The following is a 16989-nucleotide window of genomic DNA, read 5'->3' as shown; positions in this document are numbered from 1 at the left end:
CGGCGGACAGCAAATCCCAAGTCCCCGAACCGATCACATACGGGCATCGCCCGATGGCAAGAGGAGGTGAAAGTCATGGTTATCAGCCATGATCCACCGGATTACCCGGTCATGAATCTGGAAGTCGCGCGGCGAGGCCAGGCGGCTCACCAGGATTGCGATGTCGAGAAGTGTTCCGCCAAAGCCTATTTCGACAAAGTAGCCCTGCGCCTCGGCCGCGAGCTCCGCACAATCCGAAGCTCGCACAACACCACCGATCTACGAGGCGCCTGGAATATCTGGACCGGCCCGACCACCTGAATTCGCCAGCCAGCCTTGGACAATCGATCACCAGGCACTGACCAGGGCGACACGCCGTAGGTGGCCACAGTGAGTGCCTGGTGATCGTCCGTCCAGGTCGGTGGTGGGGTTTTGTCTTTACCTGTGGCGCAGAGTAATTCGTGCGTTGTACGCCGGGCTCAGCCCCGTGTGATACCGCCGCGCCGGTTCCATCGGCCCGGGGATCGGGTCGATGCGGCGCTTTTCGATAATGGCGCGGAACAGGATTCGCGCCTCGGCAAGCGCGAATTGTGCACCCAGGCAGCGGTGGGGGCCTGCGCCGAAGGTTAGCCAGGTGTGGCCGTCGGGGCGCTTGTCGAGAAAGCGTTCGGGGCGGAAGGTCAACGGGTCGGGGTAAAGGGATTCGGATTCATGGATCAGCAGGATGGGGACGATGACGATCGTGCCCTTGGGGATTTCCACGCCGTTGATTACGGTGTCGCGGATGGCGATTCGTCCCGTGAACGGGGAAACAGGGCGCAGGCGCATGGTTTCGGCTACCACCGCGTCGAGGTAGGTGTCCAGGCGCGCTTCGTCGCCTGAATCCACTGCCGCGTCCAGTTCCGCCATGGCCTCGGGATGGGCGGCCAGCATGGTGGCGATCCAACCGAGGGTGATGGCGGTGGTTTCGTACGCGCCCAACAGGATTCCGCGCATGCTGCGGGCGAGGCCCGCATCGTCGTGCTGGTCCAGGTCGGTGTTGATGTAGCGGGTGAGGACGTCCTTGCGGTCGGTGCCGTCCTCATTCGCGGCGCGGCGGGCGGTGATCTCTTCGATGATCACCTCGTCGACCTCGGCTTGCGCCCGGGCGAGCGGGGGGTAGGGCGGGGTGAAGCCGCCGAGGAAGGGGGTCAGCAGGGTAACGGCCAGGAAGCCGCGGCTTTCGATTTCGTGGAACCAGGCGTTGACGGCATCCTTGAGCCTTCCGCTGCGTTCCGCAGCCACATCGCCGAAGACGACGCCCAGCAGTACTCCGATCGCCAGATCGTAACCGGCTTGCAGGAATTCGATCGGCTCGCCGATGGGCCACTTGGGGAGTTCGCGTTCGACTACCTCGATCATGAGTTCTTCGTAGGACTTGAGTGCCTTGTTCTGGAATGGCGGGGAGTAGAGCTTGCGTTCGCGGCGGTGATCTTCACCCTCCAGGAAGATCAGCGTCTCTTTGCCGAAGACCATGTCGTGGCTGGATAGTCGGCTCATCAGCTGGCCGATGGAGAAGTCTTCGTGATTGGTGAATACCTCACGAACGTCGTCCATCTCGTGGGTGATGAGCATGGTCGGGAAGCCGGGCGGGTCGGCTACGAAGCGTTTGCCGAGCGCGACGAGCGGGGAGCTGTGGGCGCCGGGGCGGATCAGGCCACCGAGCTGCCCTAGGCGGCGAGTGCGTAGGTGGGGAAGATGGCGCAGCTTTATCGGGGTCTGGGACACGCAGCCATCTTCACCGCTGATCCGGAGTCTGGCAATCATGAAATCCTTGGGGCGCCAACGAGTGTCGCGCATGGGTGCCCCTACTTTTCGGGGGTCGGATTACCCTCGCCGATGTTGGCGGCACAGGGGTATAGATGGCTAGGGTGGGCGCGAACAGGCCGCACCGCCCACTGAGCCATTCCTCATGCACCTGGGGAACGAAGTCCGGCCGGAGAATAAGTTCCACCAGGTAGAGAAGGTATTTCGTGCTCAACACTTTTACTGAAACACTGTTCGCTCAGATTGCGAGCCGCCCGGCCGAACCGGTCTACCGGTTCCTGGACAGTGGTGACGTCGAAGGCGTTGTGCGCGAGCTGACATACGCCGAGCTGGGAGTACGCGCGCGGGCCATCGGCGCGGCCCTACAGGATTCGCGGCCCGAACGCGCACTGCTGCTCTACCCGGCTGGACAGGAGTTCGCCGAGTCGTTCTTCGGCTGTCTCGCGGCGGGGGTGGCGGCGGTGCCCGCGCCGCTGCCCGAATGGGATAACCGGTCACTGCGCCGGCTGCGGCGCATGGTCGCGCATGCCGAGGTCGATGTGGTGCTGGCCCCGGCGCGGGTGGTCGCGGAGTCGGCCGCCTTGTGTGCGGAGATTCCGGAGTTGGCGGGATTGCGCTGGCTGGCGACCGATGAGATCACCGGTGACCAGGCAATACATTGGCGTGAGCCTGATCTCGGGCCGGAGTCGGTCGCGTTCATCCAGTACACCTCCGGCTCGACCAGCGCGCCGCGCGGTGTGCTGATCACGCATGAGAACCTGCTGCACAATCAGGGTGCGCTCGTCGACGGCCTCGGACATGATCGCGATTTCGCCGACACCTGGGATGGTGCGCTCTTCGCCAGTTGGCTGCCGATGTACCACGACATGGGACTGATTGCGCCGCTACTGCATACGGTCTACCTCGGCGCGAATTCGGTGCTCATGTCGCCGCTGCACTTCCTGCAGCGGCCGGAGCGGTGGTTGCGGGCCATCTCCACCTATCGCGCGCACACCAGCGGCGGACCCAATTTCGCGTATGAGCTGTGCGTGCGGCGGATCGGGGCGGAGCAGATCGATCAGCTCGATCTGAGCTCGTGGCGGGTGGCGTTCAATGGTTCGGAACCGGTGCGGGCCGGGACGATTCGCCGGTTCGCGGAGACCTTCGGGCGGGCCGGATTCCAGGCCGAATCCCAGCATCCGGTCTACGGTCTGGCCGAGGCCACGCTGATTGTGACCGGGCCGCCCATCGGCGTGGCACCGACATTCCATGAGGTGCGGGATGCGCTCGGGGATCGTGGGCGCGGGGCCGAACTCGTCGGAGTCGGACGACCGGCCGGCGGAATGTCGATCGCGATCGTCGATCCGGAGAGCACCACCGAGCGCGCCGACGGGGCCGAGGGCGAGATCTGGGTTGCCGGAAAGAGCGTCGCCGCCGGGTATTTCCGGGATGAGCAGGCCACCGCCGAGGTGTTCGCCGCGACCCTGCCCGGTGACGACCGCCGCTACCTGCGCACGGGTGACCTCGGATTCGTCTCCGGCGGAGAGCTTTTCGTGACCGGCAGAAGTAAAGATCTGCTGATCATCGACGGGCGCAATCACTATCCGCAGGACATCGAATCGACCGTCGAAGCCGCGCATGCCGGGGTGCGCGCCGGATGTGTCGCCGCATTCTCGGTCGAAATACGTTCGAGCGGTGAACAACCGGTCGTGGTGGCCGAGGTGCGCACCGAGGAACCTGAGGAACTGGCCGCGATCGAGACCGCGGTGCGCGGTGCGGTGTCGACCGAGCACGGGCTCACCCTGGCCACCGTCATGCTGATTCGGCCGGGCACCATCTTCAAGACCAGTAGCGGCAAGATCCAGCGGCAGGCATGCCGGGCGGCGTATGGCTCCGGCGAGTTGCTCGAACTGACGGCCGGACCACTGCGTTCGCCCGAGGATGAACTCTTCGACTTCGAAGAAGAGACCGCGACCGAGCCGACTGCAGCGAGTTCGGGACCATCTACCGAGGCCGTGCGCGCGTGGCTGGTCAAGACCATTGCGCAGCAGGCGGCCCTCGATCCCGAACGCATCGACGTGAATCAGCCGATTGTCGAATTCGGTTTGGGCTCTGCCGATCTGGTGGAGCTGGTGGTCGATCTCTCGGACTTCTACGGCGAGTTCCTCGATACCAATCTGTTCTTCGACAACCCCACCATCGAGGGCGTGGCCAGGGCACTCGCGCCCGCCGAGCCCATCGAGGAGACAGCCGACGAGGCCGTCGACTCCGGCGTAGCCGATGCCGCGGACGATGCGGATGACGACGCCATCGCCATCCTCGCCATGTCCTGCCGCTTCCCCGGCGGCGCGGACTCACCGGAAGCCCTGTGGCGCTTGCTCGACGGTAACGGCGATGCGCTCGGCGAGGTTCCCGAGGGCCGCTGGGATATCGACGACCTGTACGACCCCGACACCACCGCGACCGGTAAGGCGTACACCTTCCGCGGCGGATACGTCGATGGCGTGGATCGCTTCGATGCCGCCTTCTTCGGTATCGGCCCGCGCGAGGCGGCGGTCATGGACCCGCAGCAGCGGGTGATGCTGCAGCTCGCCTGGGAGGCGATCGAACGCTCGGGGCGCGATCCGCGCACCCTGCACGGCAGTGTCACGGGTGTATACGTCGGCGCATACGCGACCGGCTATCTCGCCGATCCCGCGCCTGAACAGCTGAATGGTCAAGTGGGAACCGGTCTTTCGCCGAGTGTGGCGTCCGGTCGGATCTCCTACACGCTCGGGCTGCACGGTCCGGCCGTCACCGTCGATACCGCGTGTTCGTCCTCGATCGTGGCCATGCATTCGGCCATGGCGGCGCTGCGCGCGGGTGAATGCGATCTCGCGCTCGCGGGCGGCACCACGCTGCTGATGTCGCCGATCGCCCATATCGAACTGTGCAAGCTGGGCGTCCTCTCCCCCACCGGGCGCTGCGCGCCGTTCTCCGCCGAAGCGGACGGCACCGTCTGGGCAGAGGGTGCGGGTCTGGTGATGTTGAAGCGGCTCAGCGATGCTCGCCGCGATGGCGATCGGGTGCTCGCGGTCATTCGCGGGTCGGCGATCAATCAGGATGGGCGGAGTCAGGGGCTCAGTGCGCCGAATGGTGCTGCGCAGGAACAGGTATTGCGATCCGCGCTGCGGGTGTCGGGGCTGACGCCGCACGATATCGACTATGTCGAGGCGCACGGCACCGGTACCGCGCTCGGTGATCCGATCGAGGCGCGGGCGCTGGCACGGGTGTTCGGTCCGGGGCGTGACCCGCAACGGCCGCTGGGGATCGGATCGCTGAAATCCAATGTGGGACATACCCAGGCGGCAGCGGGTGTGGGTAGCGTCATCAAACTGGTGCTCGCACTCCAGCATGAGCGGATTCCCGCCACGCTGAATGCGAAAGTTCCCTCACCGCTGGTTGATTGGGAGCGTAGCGGCGTGGCGGTGGCGGGCGAACCGCTGCCGTGGACGCGGGGTGAGCGGCCGCGCCGTGCGGGTATCAGCGCCTTCGGGCTCAGTGGCACCAATGCGCATTTGATTCTGGAAGAGCCCCCGATCGAGCTGGCGGCCGTGCCGGACAACACCTCCGGAGACCGGCGGGTGGCGCTGCTGCCGATCTCCGCCCGCTCCGAGGCGTCGCTGCACGGACAGGCCGAGCGGCTGCTCGACCTCGTCCTCGCCGATCCGGAGCTCGCGCCGGGTCCGGTCGCACGCTCACTTGCCATGCAGCGCACCAGCTTCGAGCGGCGCGCGGTGGTCGTCGCCTCCGATCGGGCCGAGATGGTGGACGCGCTCCGCGCGCTGGTCGACGGCAACCCGGCACCCGATGCCGTCCTCGGCAACGGCCCGGTGCTCACCAATGCCAAAACCGCGTTCGTCTTCCCCGGACAGGGCGCGCAGTGGGTCGGCATGGCCCGGGACATGCTCACCTCCTCCGAGGAGTTCCGCACCGAATTCGAGCAGTGCGACAAGGTTTTCAGCGCACAGCTCGGCTTCTCCCTCGCGGACCGGCTCGCGGCCATGACGGTCGCCGATATCTGGGATCACCCGTTCGTGCAGCCGCTGCTGTTCACGACCATGGCCGCGCTGGCGGCCACCTGGCGCGCGGCGGGCGTGACCCCCGATGCGGTGATCGGCCACAGTCAGGGCGAGATCGCGGCGGCCTACTGCGCCGGTGTCCTCGAATTGAATGATGCGGCAAGGATTGTCAGCGCGCGGGCTCGGCTCATGCAGGGCATCGAGGAGCCCGGCGCGATGGCGGTGGTGGGGCTGACCGAAGCCGAGGTCATTCCGCGACTGGCGAATTTCACCGATCGGCTGGGGATCGCTGCCGTCAATGCGCGGCGCTCCACCGTCGTAACCGGACACCAGGCCGCGGTCGAGGAGCTGCTGGCCGAACTCGATCGCGCGGGCATCTACAACCGGCTCGGTGCGGCAGGTCCGAGCCTGGGCGGGCACAGCCCCATGACCGAGGTCATGCGCGAGCCGCTCGCCGCCGAGTTGGCGGACATATCGGCGAATATCCCTGCGACACAGTGGTATTCGACCGTGACCGGCGAGCCGGTGACCGAGGCGGTCGACCCCGGCTACTGGTATCGCAATGCCCGCCGGACGGTGCGCTTCGCCGACACCGTCGAGCGCATGATCGCGGATGGATTCCGCTACTTCGTCGAGCTGGGCGCACACCCGTCGCTCACCACGGCCGTCAAAGCGGTCTCCGACGAAATCTCCCGCGAGGTCGTCGCCGTCGGTTCACTGATGCGCGATCAGGACGGACCGACCGCCCTCGCCCGCGCTCAGGCCGAACTCCATGTCGCCGGACATGAACTCGACTGGACCAGCCTGCTGCCCGAGTACCCGCGGGTGGACCTGCCCACCTATGCCTTCGACGAGCACCGCTTCTGGACCGAACGCCTCAACCGCGATTCCACCGCCCTGGGCCTCGGCGATATCGCGCACCCCATCCTGGGAGCCGCTGTCCCGCAACCGGATTCCGGCGGTGTCATCCTCACCGGCCGCATCTCCCGCCGCCTGCAGCCCTGGGTCACCGACCACGCGGGTCCCAATGCGGTGATCATGCCCGGCGCCGCCCTGGTCGAACTGGCGGTCCGCGCCGGTGACGAAGTGGACAGTCCGGTCCTGCGTGAACTGCTGCTGCGCGCCCCCATGCTCGTCCCCGAACGCGGAGCCCTGCGCATTCAGACGGTGGTCGGCGGCCTGAGCACCGACGATCGCCGCACGGTCCGCATCTACGCCCGCGACGAACAAGACCCCGACGCGCAGTGGACCCTGCACGCCGAGGGCACGCTGGCCGAAAACACCGAATACGTTTCCGTGCAGTTCGATTCACTGCCCACAGCGTTCTCGGCCTCGTCGGCACAGTCCGATGTATCGGCGACGGCGGTCACGCGGCCACCGTCGGGCACTTCAGCGTCACCCCGGTCGAGTCAGTCGACGTGGCCGCCTGCCGATGCGGAACGCATTGATGTCGTGCGCCTCTACGCCGAGCTGTACGCACGCGGCCACCAGTACGGCCCGCAGTTCCAGGCGATGCGCGCAGCTTGGCGGCGCGGTGACGAAATCTTCGCCGAAGTAGAACTATCCGAGGCAGCACACGGCGATGCCGCCCAATTCGGTATCCACCCGGCTCTGCTGGACGCGGCCCTGCACGCCACCGCTCTCTACGCATCCGATGGCGAACACGCCCTGCTCCCCTTCGCCTGGACCGACGTAAACCTTTGGGCCTCAGGCGCAACCGCCCTCCGAGTCCGCCTCACCCGCTCGGCCGCGGACACCATCACCATGTCCGCGACCGACCGCACCGGGCACCCGGTGGTCTCGGTGGGCTCCCTACTCCTGCGCCCGGTCGCGGCCACCCAATGGGATGCCGCAGCCCTCGCACCCGCCTACCGCCGACTGTTCCGAATGGAGTGGTCCGAGCACGCGCTACCAGCCTCCAACCGCCCACTCACCCTGTGCGAGTGGAACTCCGACGCCTCCATTCCTGCGAATACAGATGTGATCGTCCTTCCGGTTCCCCACGGAGATTCGCCGGAGCGGGTCCATGCGATCGCGCAGCAGATGTTGGCGGCGTTGCAAGAGATCATCGGCGACAGTCGATTCGAGCAGTCCACCCTCGTGGTTCGCACGTGTGGCGCGGTGACTCTCAACGCTGTGAGCCCGGATCCCGCCGGTGCGGTGGTGTGGGGTCTGGTGCGGTCGGCGCAGTCGGAGAATCCGGGGCGGATCGTGCTGATCGATTCGGCCGACCCGGAATTGGATATCGCGGCGTTGGTCGCCGCCGATGAGCCGCAGTTGGCCGTGCGCGACGGGGTGGCGTTCATCCCGCGACTGGTGCGGCCGGCCGAGTCCGCGAGCCAGGTGCAGGAAGGGCGGGTGTCGCTCGGGGACGGGGCTGTGCTCGTCACCGGTGCGCCGGGGCGGCTGGGGTCGGCGCTGGCCCGGCATCTGGCCGATGCCTACAGCGCTCGGGATCTGGTGTTGGTCAGTCGGCGCGGGATCGATGGGCCGGGTGGGGTCCAGCTACGGGAGGATCTTGAAAGTCGCGGCACGCGTGTGCGTTTCGCGCGCTGCGATATCACTGATCGAGCGGCGCTCGCCGAACTGCTGGATGGGATCGAGCTGGCCGGGGTGGTGCACGCGGCGGCTGTCTTCGACGACAGCACCCTCGGCTCGCTCACGCCCGCGCAGCTGGACAATGTGCTGCGCCCGAAGGTCGACGCCGCGTATCACCTGCACGAGCTGACCGCGGATCGGGACCTGTCGATCTTCGTGCTCTTCTCCGCGGCGGGCGGGTTGTTCGGCACGCCCGGACAGGCCAATTACGCTGCGGCCAACGCCTATCTGGATGCGCTGGCCCTGCACCGCCGGTCGATCGGTATGCCCGCGCAGTCCCTGGCCTGGGGTGCGTGGGGCGTCGATATGCACGACCACATGGCGCGAGCCGATATTCAGCGCATCGAACGCGCGGGCGTGCGCGCGTTCTCGGTCGCCGAGGGTATGGCCTGCTTCGATGCCGCGCTGCGGGCCGGCGATCCGATGCTGGTGCCACTGCTCTTGGACACCGATGTGCTGCGGCGCGCCCCGGGAGTGCCACGACTGCTACACGGACTCGTCCGGCGCGCCTCCCGCCGGGCGGTCGCGGATCGCTCGACCGTCGAGGTGGCGGCGGGATCGCGCTTCGCCGAACAACTTCGGGCCGTTCCCCGGGCGGAGGCGATCGCCCTCGCCATGGCGGCGGTCGCCGAGTGGACCGGTCAGGTGCTCGGTCATGCGGGCTCCGACAAGATCTCGGCCGAACAGAATTTCCAGAGCCTGGGCCTGGATTCGCTGATGGCGATCGAACTGCGCAACAAGGTACGCGAACACACCGGGATCTCGGTGCCGCTGGGCAGCATTCTGGCCGAGCAGAATCTCACCGATCTGGCCGGCTACCTCATGGAAGAGCTACTGCGACAGGGTGATTCCGGTACGACGGCGATTGTCGCCGCCGAGGTTCCCGATATCGAGATCCTGCCGGTGACCCGCGACATGATGCGGCTGCTGCGCACCGAACAGCTCGGTATTCCCAGCGCCGCGCAGACCGGCGGCGTTGCGGTGCGGCTACCGATCGCGGTCACCCGGCCGCAGCTCGAGCAGGCCGTCGCCCGCCTGGCCCGCCGACATGCCGCACTGCGCACCACGATTCGGCGCAGCGAGGAGCACGGCCGTCAGCTCGAGATTCACCGCGAGCCCGGCGAGCTGGCGGCCTGGCGCGACCTCGACCGGCTCGATGATGCCATCGTGCAGGAGCATTTCCGGGAGCTGATGGCGCGACCGTTCGACCTGGAGACCGGGCCGCTCTGGCGATTCGAACTGCTCAATGCCGAATCCGCCTCTCCGGTACTGCTTTTCGGTGCTCATCACGGTATGAGCGATGTGCAGTCCATGCTGCTGGTCGCGGGTGAACTCGCCGCGGAGCTCTCCGGCGCGTCGCTCGACGACACTGTCACCAATCGCGATATGCATCAGCTGCTCGCCGCGCAGCCGAACAAACGCGAGGGTGACGAAGCCGCCATCACCCGATGGCGCGAATTCTTCACCGGCGCCCGCCGCCTGGAATTGACACTGGCACACCCGCGTCCGGCGCAGCGCAGCTACGGCGCGGGGGCCATCGCCCTCGATATGCCCGCCGGACTGCACGATCGGGTCGCGGACCGCGCCCGCGATTTGGGCCTCACCCCGGCCGCGATCTTCCTCGGCGCGTTGAGTGTGCTGCTGTCCCGCCGTCAGCAGGTCGATCGATTCGCGCTGGCGGTACCGGTGGATACCCGTATGCACGCGGACGCGACCGATGCCGTCGGGTATTTCGGTCTCCCCGTACCGTTTCCGGCTACTGTCACCGCCGAAGACCGGATTACCGATGTGCTCGTGCGCACCGGTGAGCGGCTGCGGAGTCTGCTCGCACCGGGCGCGGGCTTCGCCGAGGTACTCGCGGCGCTGGCCGCCGAGGGCCTGCACCGTGATAACGCGCCGATGATCGAGGTGTACTTCAACTACCTGCGCGCCAATTCCGCTGTAGCGGCGGCAGAGGTCGTTCCGGTCAGTACCGGATACTCCGATCTCGACCTCATGGTCGCGGTGCTGCCCGATACCGGGCAGGTGTTGTTCACCTACAACAGCGACATCATCGATGCGCGGACCTGCACCGAATTCGGTGCGGAGTATCTGGCGACGGTCGCGGCGGCGGTCAGCGATCCCGGAGCGCCCGCGCGTCCGGAAACCGCTGGCGCACATGCGGTTTCCGGTGTCCGCGCGGCATTCGGCGCGACCTTCGCACTGGGCAGGCTGCCGGAGTTGATGGTCGCGGCCAGTGCGGATTCCACGGCGATCACCGTCGCGGAGGCGCCCTACCATCATGTGCTGTCGAGCCTGCGTGACCCGTCCGGAGTCTTCGCCCAGCCCTCGATATCGCTGAGCATTGTGCTGCTGCGGGCGGCCGATCTGGAACGATTCGGCGCGCTCACCGATGAGCTGCTCACCGAGCTCGCCACCGAATACGCCGCGGCCCTGGGCGAATTGGCCGAACGAACCCGCAAGCCGGTAGTCGTGGGCTTCCTGCCCGCTGCCGTGCCGGAGGAGCGGCTACTGGCCTGGGAGCGGGTCGTGAGCGTCCGGGTACGCGAAATCCCCGGCATCGCGGTGCTCGAACCGGGCGATTGGACGCGAAATCACCACGTGGACAATCCCTTCGACGATCGCACCGAGATCCTGGCGCACCTGCCCTTCACCCCCGAATTCCAGGCGGCGGTGGCGCTCACCCTCGTCGCGACGGTGGGCGCGGTCATCGAACCCGCACCCAAGGTGATCGCCGTTGACGGCGACGACACGCTGTGGAGCGGAACCGCGGGCGAGATCTGCTCGGCCGCAGTCGTTTTCGATGCACCGCGCCGGGCCCTGGCACGACGGCTCGCGCAATGGCGGGCGGCGGGCACCCTGCTGGTGCTGGTGACCAACAATGACGCCGACACCGTCTGGGCCGTTCTCGACCGTCCCGAAAGCCCTTTGCGCCGAGAGGATTTCGCGGCGATATCGACCGGCTGGAGCGGTAAGCCGGAGCGCCTCGAAGAGGTCGCCCACACCCTCGGCCTGGGACTCGACACCTTCTGCTATCTCGATGACAACCCGGTCGAAGTGGCGCGCATGCGCACGCGACTGCCCGAGGTGCTCTCGGTGACCTGTCCCCCGGCCGATGAACTGGACGACTTCGTCACCCGGCTGTGGCCCATGGTGCCGATCGCCGCGACGACCGAGGACAGCGCCCGCGCGGACTTCTACCGTCAGGACCGTGAACGCGACAAGGCCCGCGCCACAGCCGAATTCGCGGAGTTCCTGGCACAGCTGCAACTCGAAGTCGACATCGACCCATTGACGAACGCGACCCTGGAACGCGCCCAGCAGCTGGTCCGCCGCACCACCCAGTTCACCCTCGCCGCCGTCACCGTCGACGATCTCGACCGCTGGCGCACCGAAGGTGAGGTCTGGACCGCCACCGCCCGCGACCGCTTCGGCGACTACGGCCTCATCTCGGTCCTCGCCCTGCGCGCCGACGACGAGACCCTGTCGATCACCGGCTGGCAGCTCAGCTGCCGGGCCCTGGGCCGCGGCGTGGAGGAACACCTGCTGTCCTGGGTGGCCGACCGGGCCGATGCTCTGGGCTGCACCACGGTCCGGATATCGTTCGAGCGCACCCCTCGGAACGAACCCGCCCGGCGGCTGGCCGCCCGCCTGCGCGGCACGGCGGACACCACCAACTTGGACGTCTCGGTAACCCCGGACCGCCTGCGGCAGTTCCGTTCCTGGGAGGAGCAGTCGAACACTGAGGAGGTGACCGGTGACCGATCCTGACGAACGGCCCCCGGTCCGCAATGCGGCCGTCGACCGCCGCCACCGCGCCGAAACCCTCGAACGAGGCACGGCCGCAATGGATATAGCCGCCCTCCTCGCTCGCACCGGCACCCCGGCACGCGGCGAGGCGGACCGCTCGCCCGAGTCCGCCGCGAGCGGTGCGCCGTCGGCGGGAGCCGATGGCGGGTCCACGACCGCGCTCGAGACGCTGTCCGCCGACGCATCCCCCGCCTCTCGCGGGTCGACCGCCGACAGGCTCTCTGCCCCTCGCGGGTGGACAGCCGACACCCTGGCCACCGCCATCACCGACCTCGCGAACCGCTACACCGCCACCCCCATCGACGCCGACACCGACTTCTTCGACGCGGGCGGGACCTCCCTCGCCGCCGTGGAACTGGTCGCCGCCCTGTCCCGCGAACTCGACATCCACCCCGACCTCGACACCATCTTCTTCGACGCCCGCCCCCGCCGCCTCGCCCACCGCTGGCTCGCCGACCATCCGGAATCGGTCCAGCCGCAGGTGATCTCGGAGCTCGCGGCCGATATCCCCTACGGCGGGCACCCATTCGCGGGTCCACAATCCGACGCGGCAGACGACGCCTTCACCGATACCGATGATCTGGCGCTGCTCTTCGCCGATCTGGCCGGTGCGGATCGATTGCCGGTTGTGGCGGCTCCGGAGCGGGTTGCGCCACGGCGCATTCTGTTGACCGGGACCACCGGGTTCCTGGGCAGTCATATGCTGCTGGATCTGTTGCGGCACAGTCAGGCTCATGTGGTGTGCCTGGTGCGAGCCGATGACGATCAGGCGGCGGCGCAACGGTTGCAGGATGCCGTTCGGCGGTTCGCGCTGCCTTGGTCCCGGGAGGTATTGCGGCGGGTGACGCCGCTGGCGGGTGATCTGCGATTGCCTCGGCTCGGGCTTTCGGATGAGCGATGGAATGAGCTTGCCACCGAGGTTGATTCGATTGTCAATGCGGGGGCGGCGGTCGATTTCCTGCGCGGGTATCCGTCGCTGCGGCGGACCAATGTGCTCGGGCCGCTGACGCTCGCGGAGTTGGCGTGTACCGGTCGTTCGAAGCCGATACATCACATCTCCTCGATGGCCGTGTTCAACGGTTCCGAGGCCGAGGTGCTCAGCGAGGATGCGCCGACGGCCAATGTCGCCGAATTGCCGATCGGATATGACCGGTCGAAGTGGGCGGCGGAGGCGGTGTTGCAGCGCGCGAGTCAGCACGGCTTGGTGGTGACCATTCTGCGGCCGGGTGGTATCGGCAGCCATCCGGAGACGGGTGCGCACAATCCGCGCGACCTCAATGCGGGAATCACGGCCGCGCTCATGCGATTTCGCACGGTGCCGGGATTCCGGTATCTGAACTCGGCCCCGGTGGATTGGGTCAGCCGGACGGCGGCGGAGATTGTCGGCACGCCCAGCGCGTGGGGGCACACCTACCATCTCACCGGCGCGCCGACCTCGCTCGAGCAGATTGTCGCCGAAACCTCTTTGGGCGGCTTGGGGATTCGCGTTCAGCATTGGGAACAGTGGTGCGAGGATGTGGTGCGCGCGATCCGTGAAGGCCCGGTGCCCGAACTGGAATCGCTGGCGCAGGTGCTGCAGAGCCCGGTGGCCCGGCGGCAGCTCGCGGCCATGGTGACCGCGCCGCCCGCCACCGCCGCGCGCACCGATGCCTTCGTCGCGGCTCGTGGCCTGCCCGAACCGGTCAATCCCGGTCCGGCGCAACGCGGCAAGATGCTCGCGACCATGACCGGTATGGGACCGCAACCGGGCGATGAACCCTATCTGCGCTTCCACGAAACACTCAGCGGCACAGTCGGTCCGATAGGCGAGGCGGCACATATCCCGTGTGATCTGCGGCTGGCGCTGTCCGTCGCGAGCAGCGCCCAGGTGTTCTCCGCCCGCACCCTCGATATCCACGGCGAATTGACCTGCGCCGCACTGCACTCCGAACCGCTGACGGTCGAGGGCACCGCGATCGTCCGCCCGCACGACGGCATCCCGCTCCCCCATGAAACCCGGCATCCGATCATGCATTACCAACTCACACTGCGTGATTCAGCCGGCGGCACCTGGTGGCTGGAGGGCTACAAATTCGCCGCCGCCCGCCGCCGCTTGGTGCGCCAGCTCGGCACCCAATTGATCGAGATCGGCCGCACCGGGGAGCCCGCCACGTTCACCGGCGAGGTGGCGGTGCCCATGCACACCTACCTGCCCGATCAGATCGACGGCATCGAAATCGATCCACGACTCCCGGAGAGGCAACAGCGACTGGCGAAGATGTTGTGGCTCAGCTGGTTCGGCAGTCAACTCGGCAAAAGTCTGATGGAACCGGTGCTGCGAGTCGGCACCGATCTGCTGGATCTGCGCCGCGCCATGCGGAAGGAGCAGCGCCGGTGACCGGCATCAGAGCCGAACTCGATACGGCAGAGGTGATTTCGTTCCGCACCGATGACGGTATCGCCCTGCGCCTGCGTCGCGTCGGCCCGGCGGACGGCCCGGCGGACGGCCCGGCGGTGCTGCTGGTGCACGGGCACGGCGTCTCCTCGGAGATGTTCGCACTACCCGAGATTCGCAATGTGACCGATGTCCTGGCCGACGCAGGCTACCAGTCCTGGCTGCTCGACTGGCGCGGCAGCTGTGCCTTGCCCTACAACGAATCCGGCCGTCCGTACACCTTCGACGATGTCGCGCTGTACGACCTGCCCGCGGCGGTCGCAGCGGTTCGCGAGCACATCGGCGAACGCCCGCTCTTCGTGGTGGCGCATTGCATCGGCGCACTTGCCTTGTCGCTCAGCCTCACCGGCGGCCTGCTCCCGGATCTGGCGGGTGTGGTCGCGCAGGGCGTCTTCCTGACCCCGAAGGTCAGCACCTCCGCCCGCATGCGCGTCCTACTCGCGAGCGAGATGCTCGGTTCCCGCGTCACCCATCTCGAATCCGATTTCCGCAAGGTCGGCCTATGGTCCAAGCGCACCCTGCTCTACGCCGCACTGTCCCGCAAGGGCGACTGCCCCGACCCCACCTGCCGCCTGGTGCATTACGGCTGGGGCATGGGCGCGAAACTGTTCGAGCACGACCACCTCGATCCCGTAACGCACGACCGGCTCGCCGAATTATTCGGCGCGGTACCGCTTTCCGTCCTCCCACACCTGCGGCAGATGGAGTTGGCGCACGCGGTGGTCCGCTGGAATGTCGACGATGAGCGCTATCACGCCCTCCCGGCGAACGCCCTGGACCAGGCCTCGCGCATCGACTGCCCGGTGCTGCTGCTGGCGGGCAGCCGCAATGAAGCCTGGGTCGACTCCAATAAGCTGTGCTACGAGGTGCTTTCGGCCCGCAATCCCGGTGTCGATGTGCGCTACACCGAGATTCCGTCCTACGGCCACCTGGACACCTTCATCGGCCGCGGCGCGGCCCTGGACGTGTTCGGGTATATCGTCGACTTCCTCGACGAGACAATGGCGCAGATAACCAACGAAAGTCGAGAGTATGCGAATCGCATTGTTGACGGCCGGAACCCGGGGCGACCATCAGCCATATCTGGCCCTGGCCGATGAATTGCGTTCGCGCGGTCACCATGTCGAAATGACCGCGACCGAGAACTACGCGGATGTGGTGCGGCGCTCGGGATTCGAACCGCACGTGATTCCGTTCAACTCGGCCGAACTATTGGAGTCGCCCGCCGCCAAGCGCGGGCTGTCCTCCGGTAATCCGCTGCCGTTCCTGCAGATCATGCTGGATACGGTCAAGATCATGGCCGGTGAGCGCGGCGATCAGATGCACGAAGTACTCAGCGGCGCAGTCGAATCCGCCGATGTGATCGTATCCTGCGCGTCCACACTGCCGTGGGCGATGGAGCGACGGGAGAAGACCGGGCAGATCGTGGTCGGCGGGCTGCCGTATCCCCTCGAACGCACCGCGGACTTCCCGTCCTCGTTCACGGTCAAGAAGATGATCTCCTCGCGGCGACTGCGGCTGGCCAGCTACTCGGCCTTCGAACTCGCCTACGGCGTGGCGTATCGCAAGATGGATCGGCGAGTGCGCGAGCTGATGGGGCTGCCCGGCGCGCCCCGCAATCCGTTCAAACGCATTCGCGAGGACGGAATTCCCCTGGTGCACATGGTGAGTCCGGTGCTGCTACCCAAGCCCGCCGATTGGGAGGACCGCTCGACCGTCGTCGGTGCGCCGATTCTGCCGCGGCGGCTGCGGGACGCCTGGGGTGAGGCGGTCCTCTCCCCCGAACTCGGCGATTGGCTCGACGAGGGTGAGCCGCCGATCTACTTCTGCCTCACCGGAATGCCCATCCTGGATCCGGTCGGCTCCTGTGATCTCATTGCCAAGGTCTGCCGCCGGTTGGGCACGCGCGCCCTGGTGACCGTGAAGGGTGAGGGCTTTCCGCGCGGGATCGGCTATGACCGAAACCTGTTCGTACTGGACTCCTTCGACTACGACCGCGTGCTGCCGCGCTGCCGTGCCGTCGTGCATCACGGTGGCAGCGGGAACACCCATGATGTGCTGCGCGCCGGACTGCCGGCGGTGGTGATCGCCGTGCACAGTGACCAATTCTTCTACGGCTGGCGGATTTCGGCGCTCGGCATCGGGGCCGACTTCCCGTATCCCTCGCTCACCGAGGATCGGTTGCACGATGCGCTGGTGTGCACGCTGACGCCCGAGGCACGTGATCGGGCAGCCGAGCTGGGCCGCCGGGTTTCCGCCGAGAACGGCGTGTCCGCCACCGCCGACGCGGTGGAGAAGTTCGCCGCCAACGCATCGGCCTGA

Annotated in this window: 6 protein-coding genes; 5 read left to right on the top strand and 1 reads right to left on the bottom strand. The window is 67.2% G+C overall.

Going from position 1 to position 16989, the window contains the following annotated elements:
* Positions 1-75: 75 nt before the first annotated feature.
* Positions 76-300 (top strand): hypothetical protein, encoded by a 225-nt coding sequence (locus tag GFY24_RS09880; RefSeq protein WP_153804653.1) that lies wholly within the window; start codon positions 76-78, stop codon positions 298-300.
* A 117-nt stretch (positions 301-417) separates the two neighbouring features.
* Here the strand turns inward: GFY24_RS09880 and GFY24_RS09875 are convergent, their stop codons facing one another.
* Positions 418-1746: a cytochrome P450 gene (locus tag GFY24_RS09875; RefSeq protein ID WP_309230664.1), complete on the bottom strand. Its 1329-nt coding sequence runs from the start codon at positions 1744-1746 to the stop codon at positions 418-420.
* A gap of 245 nt (positions 1747-1991) precedes the next feature.
* On the opposite strand from GFY24_RS09875, the gene GFY24_RS09870 reads away from it, so the two are divergent.
* Genes GFY24_RS09870 through GFY24_RS09855 form a run of 4 tightly spaced genes read left to right on the top strand, consistent with a single transcriptional unit; the run spans position 1992 to position 16989 of the window.
* Complete coding sequence (locus GFY24_RS09870) at positions 1992-12194, top strand: hybrid fatty acyl-AMP ligase/type I polyketide synthase (RefSeq protein ID WP_153804652.1); 10203 nt, start codon at positions 1992-1994, stop codon at positions 12192-12194.
* Positions 12181-14610: a thioester reductase domain-containing protein gene (locus GFY24_RS09865; protein WP_309230663.1), complete on the top strand. Its 2430-nt coding sequence runs from the start codon at positions 12181-12183 to the stop codon at positions 14608-14610. Before GFY24_RS09870 ends, GFY24_RS09865 begins: the two co-directional genes overlap by 14 nt.
* Complete coding sequence (locus GFY24_RS09860) at positions 14607-15767, top strand: alpha/beta fold hydrolase (protein WP_309230662.1); 1161 nt, start codon at positions 14607-14609, stop codon at positions 15765-15767. The genes GFY24_RS09865 and GFY24_RS09860 overlap by 4 nt, the downstream gene beginning before the upstream one ends.
* Entirely contained in the window at positions 15700-16989 is a 1290-nt protein-coding gene (locus GFY24_RS09855; protein ID WP_153804651.1) for a glycosyltransferase, read from the top strand. Before GFY24_RS09860 ends, GFY24_RS09855 begins: the two co-directional genes overlap by 68 nt.

This window comes from Nocardia sp. SYP-A9097 (assembly GCF_009649815.1).
GTDB lineage: Bacteria > Actinomycetota > Actinomycetes > Mycobacteriales > Mycobacteriaceae > Nocardia.
Note: the sequence above shows the minus strand (reverse complement) of the source record. Positions and strands in the feature narration are given on the sequence as shown.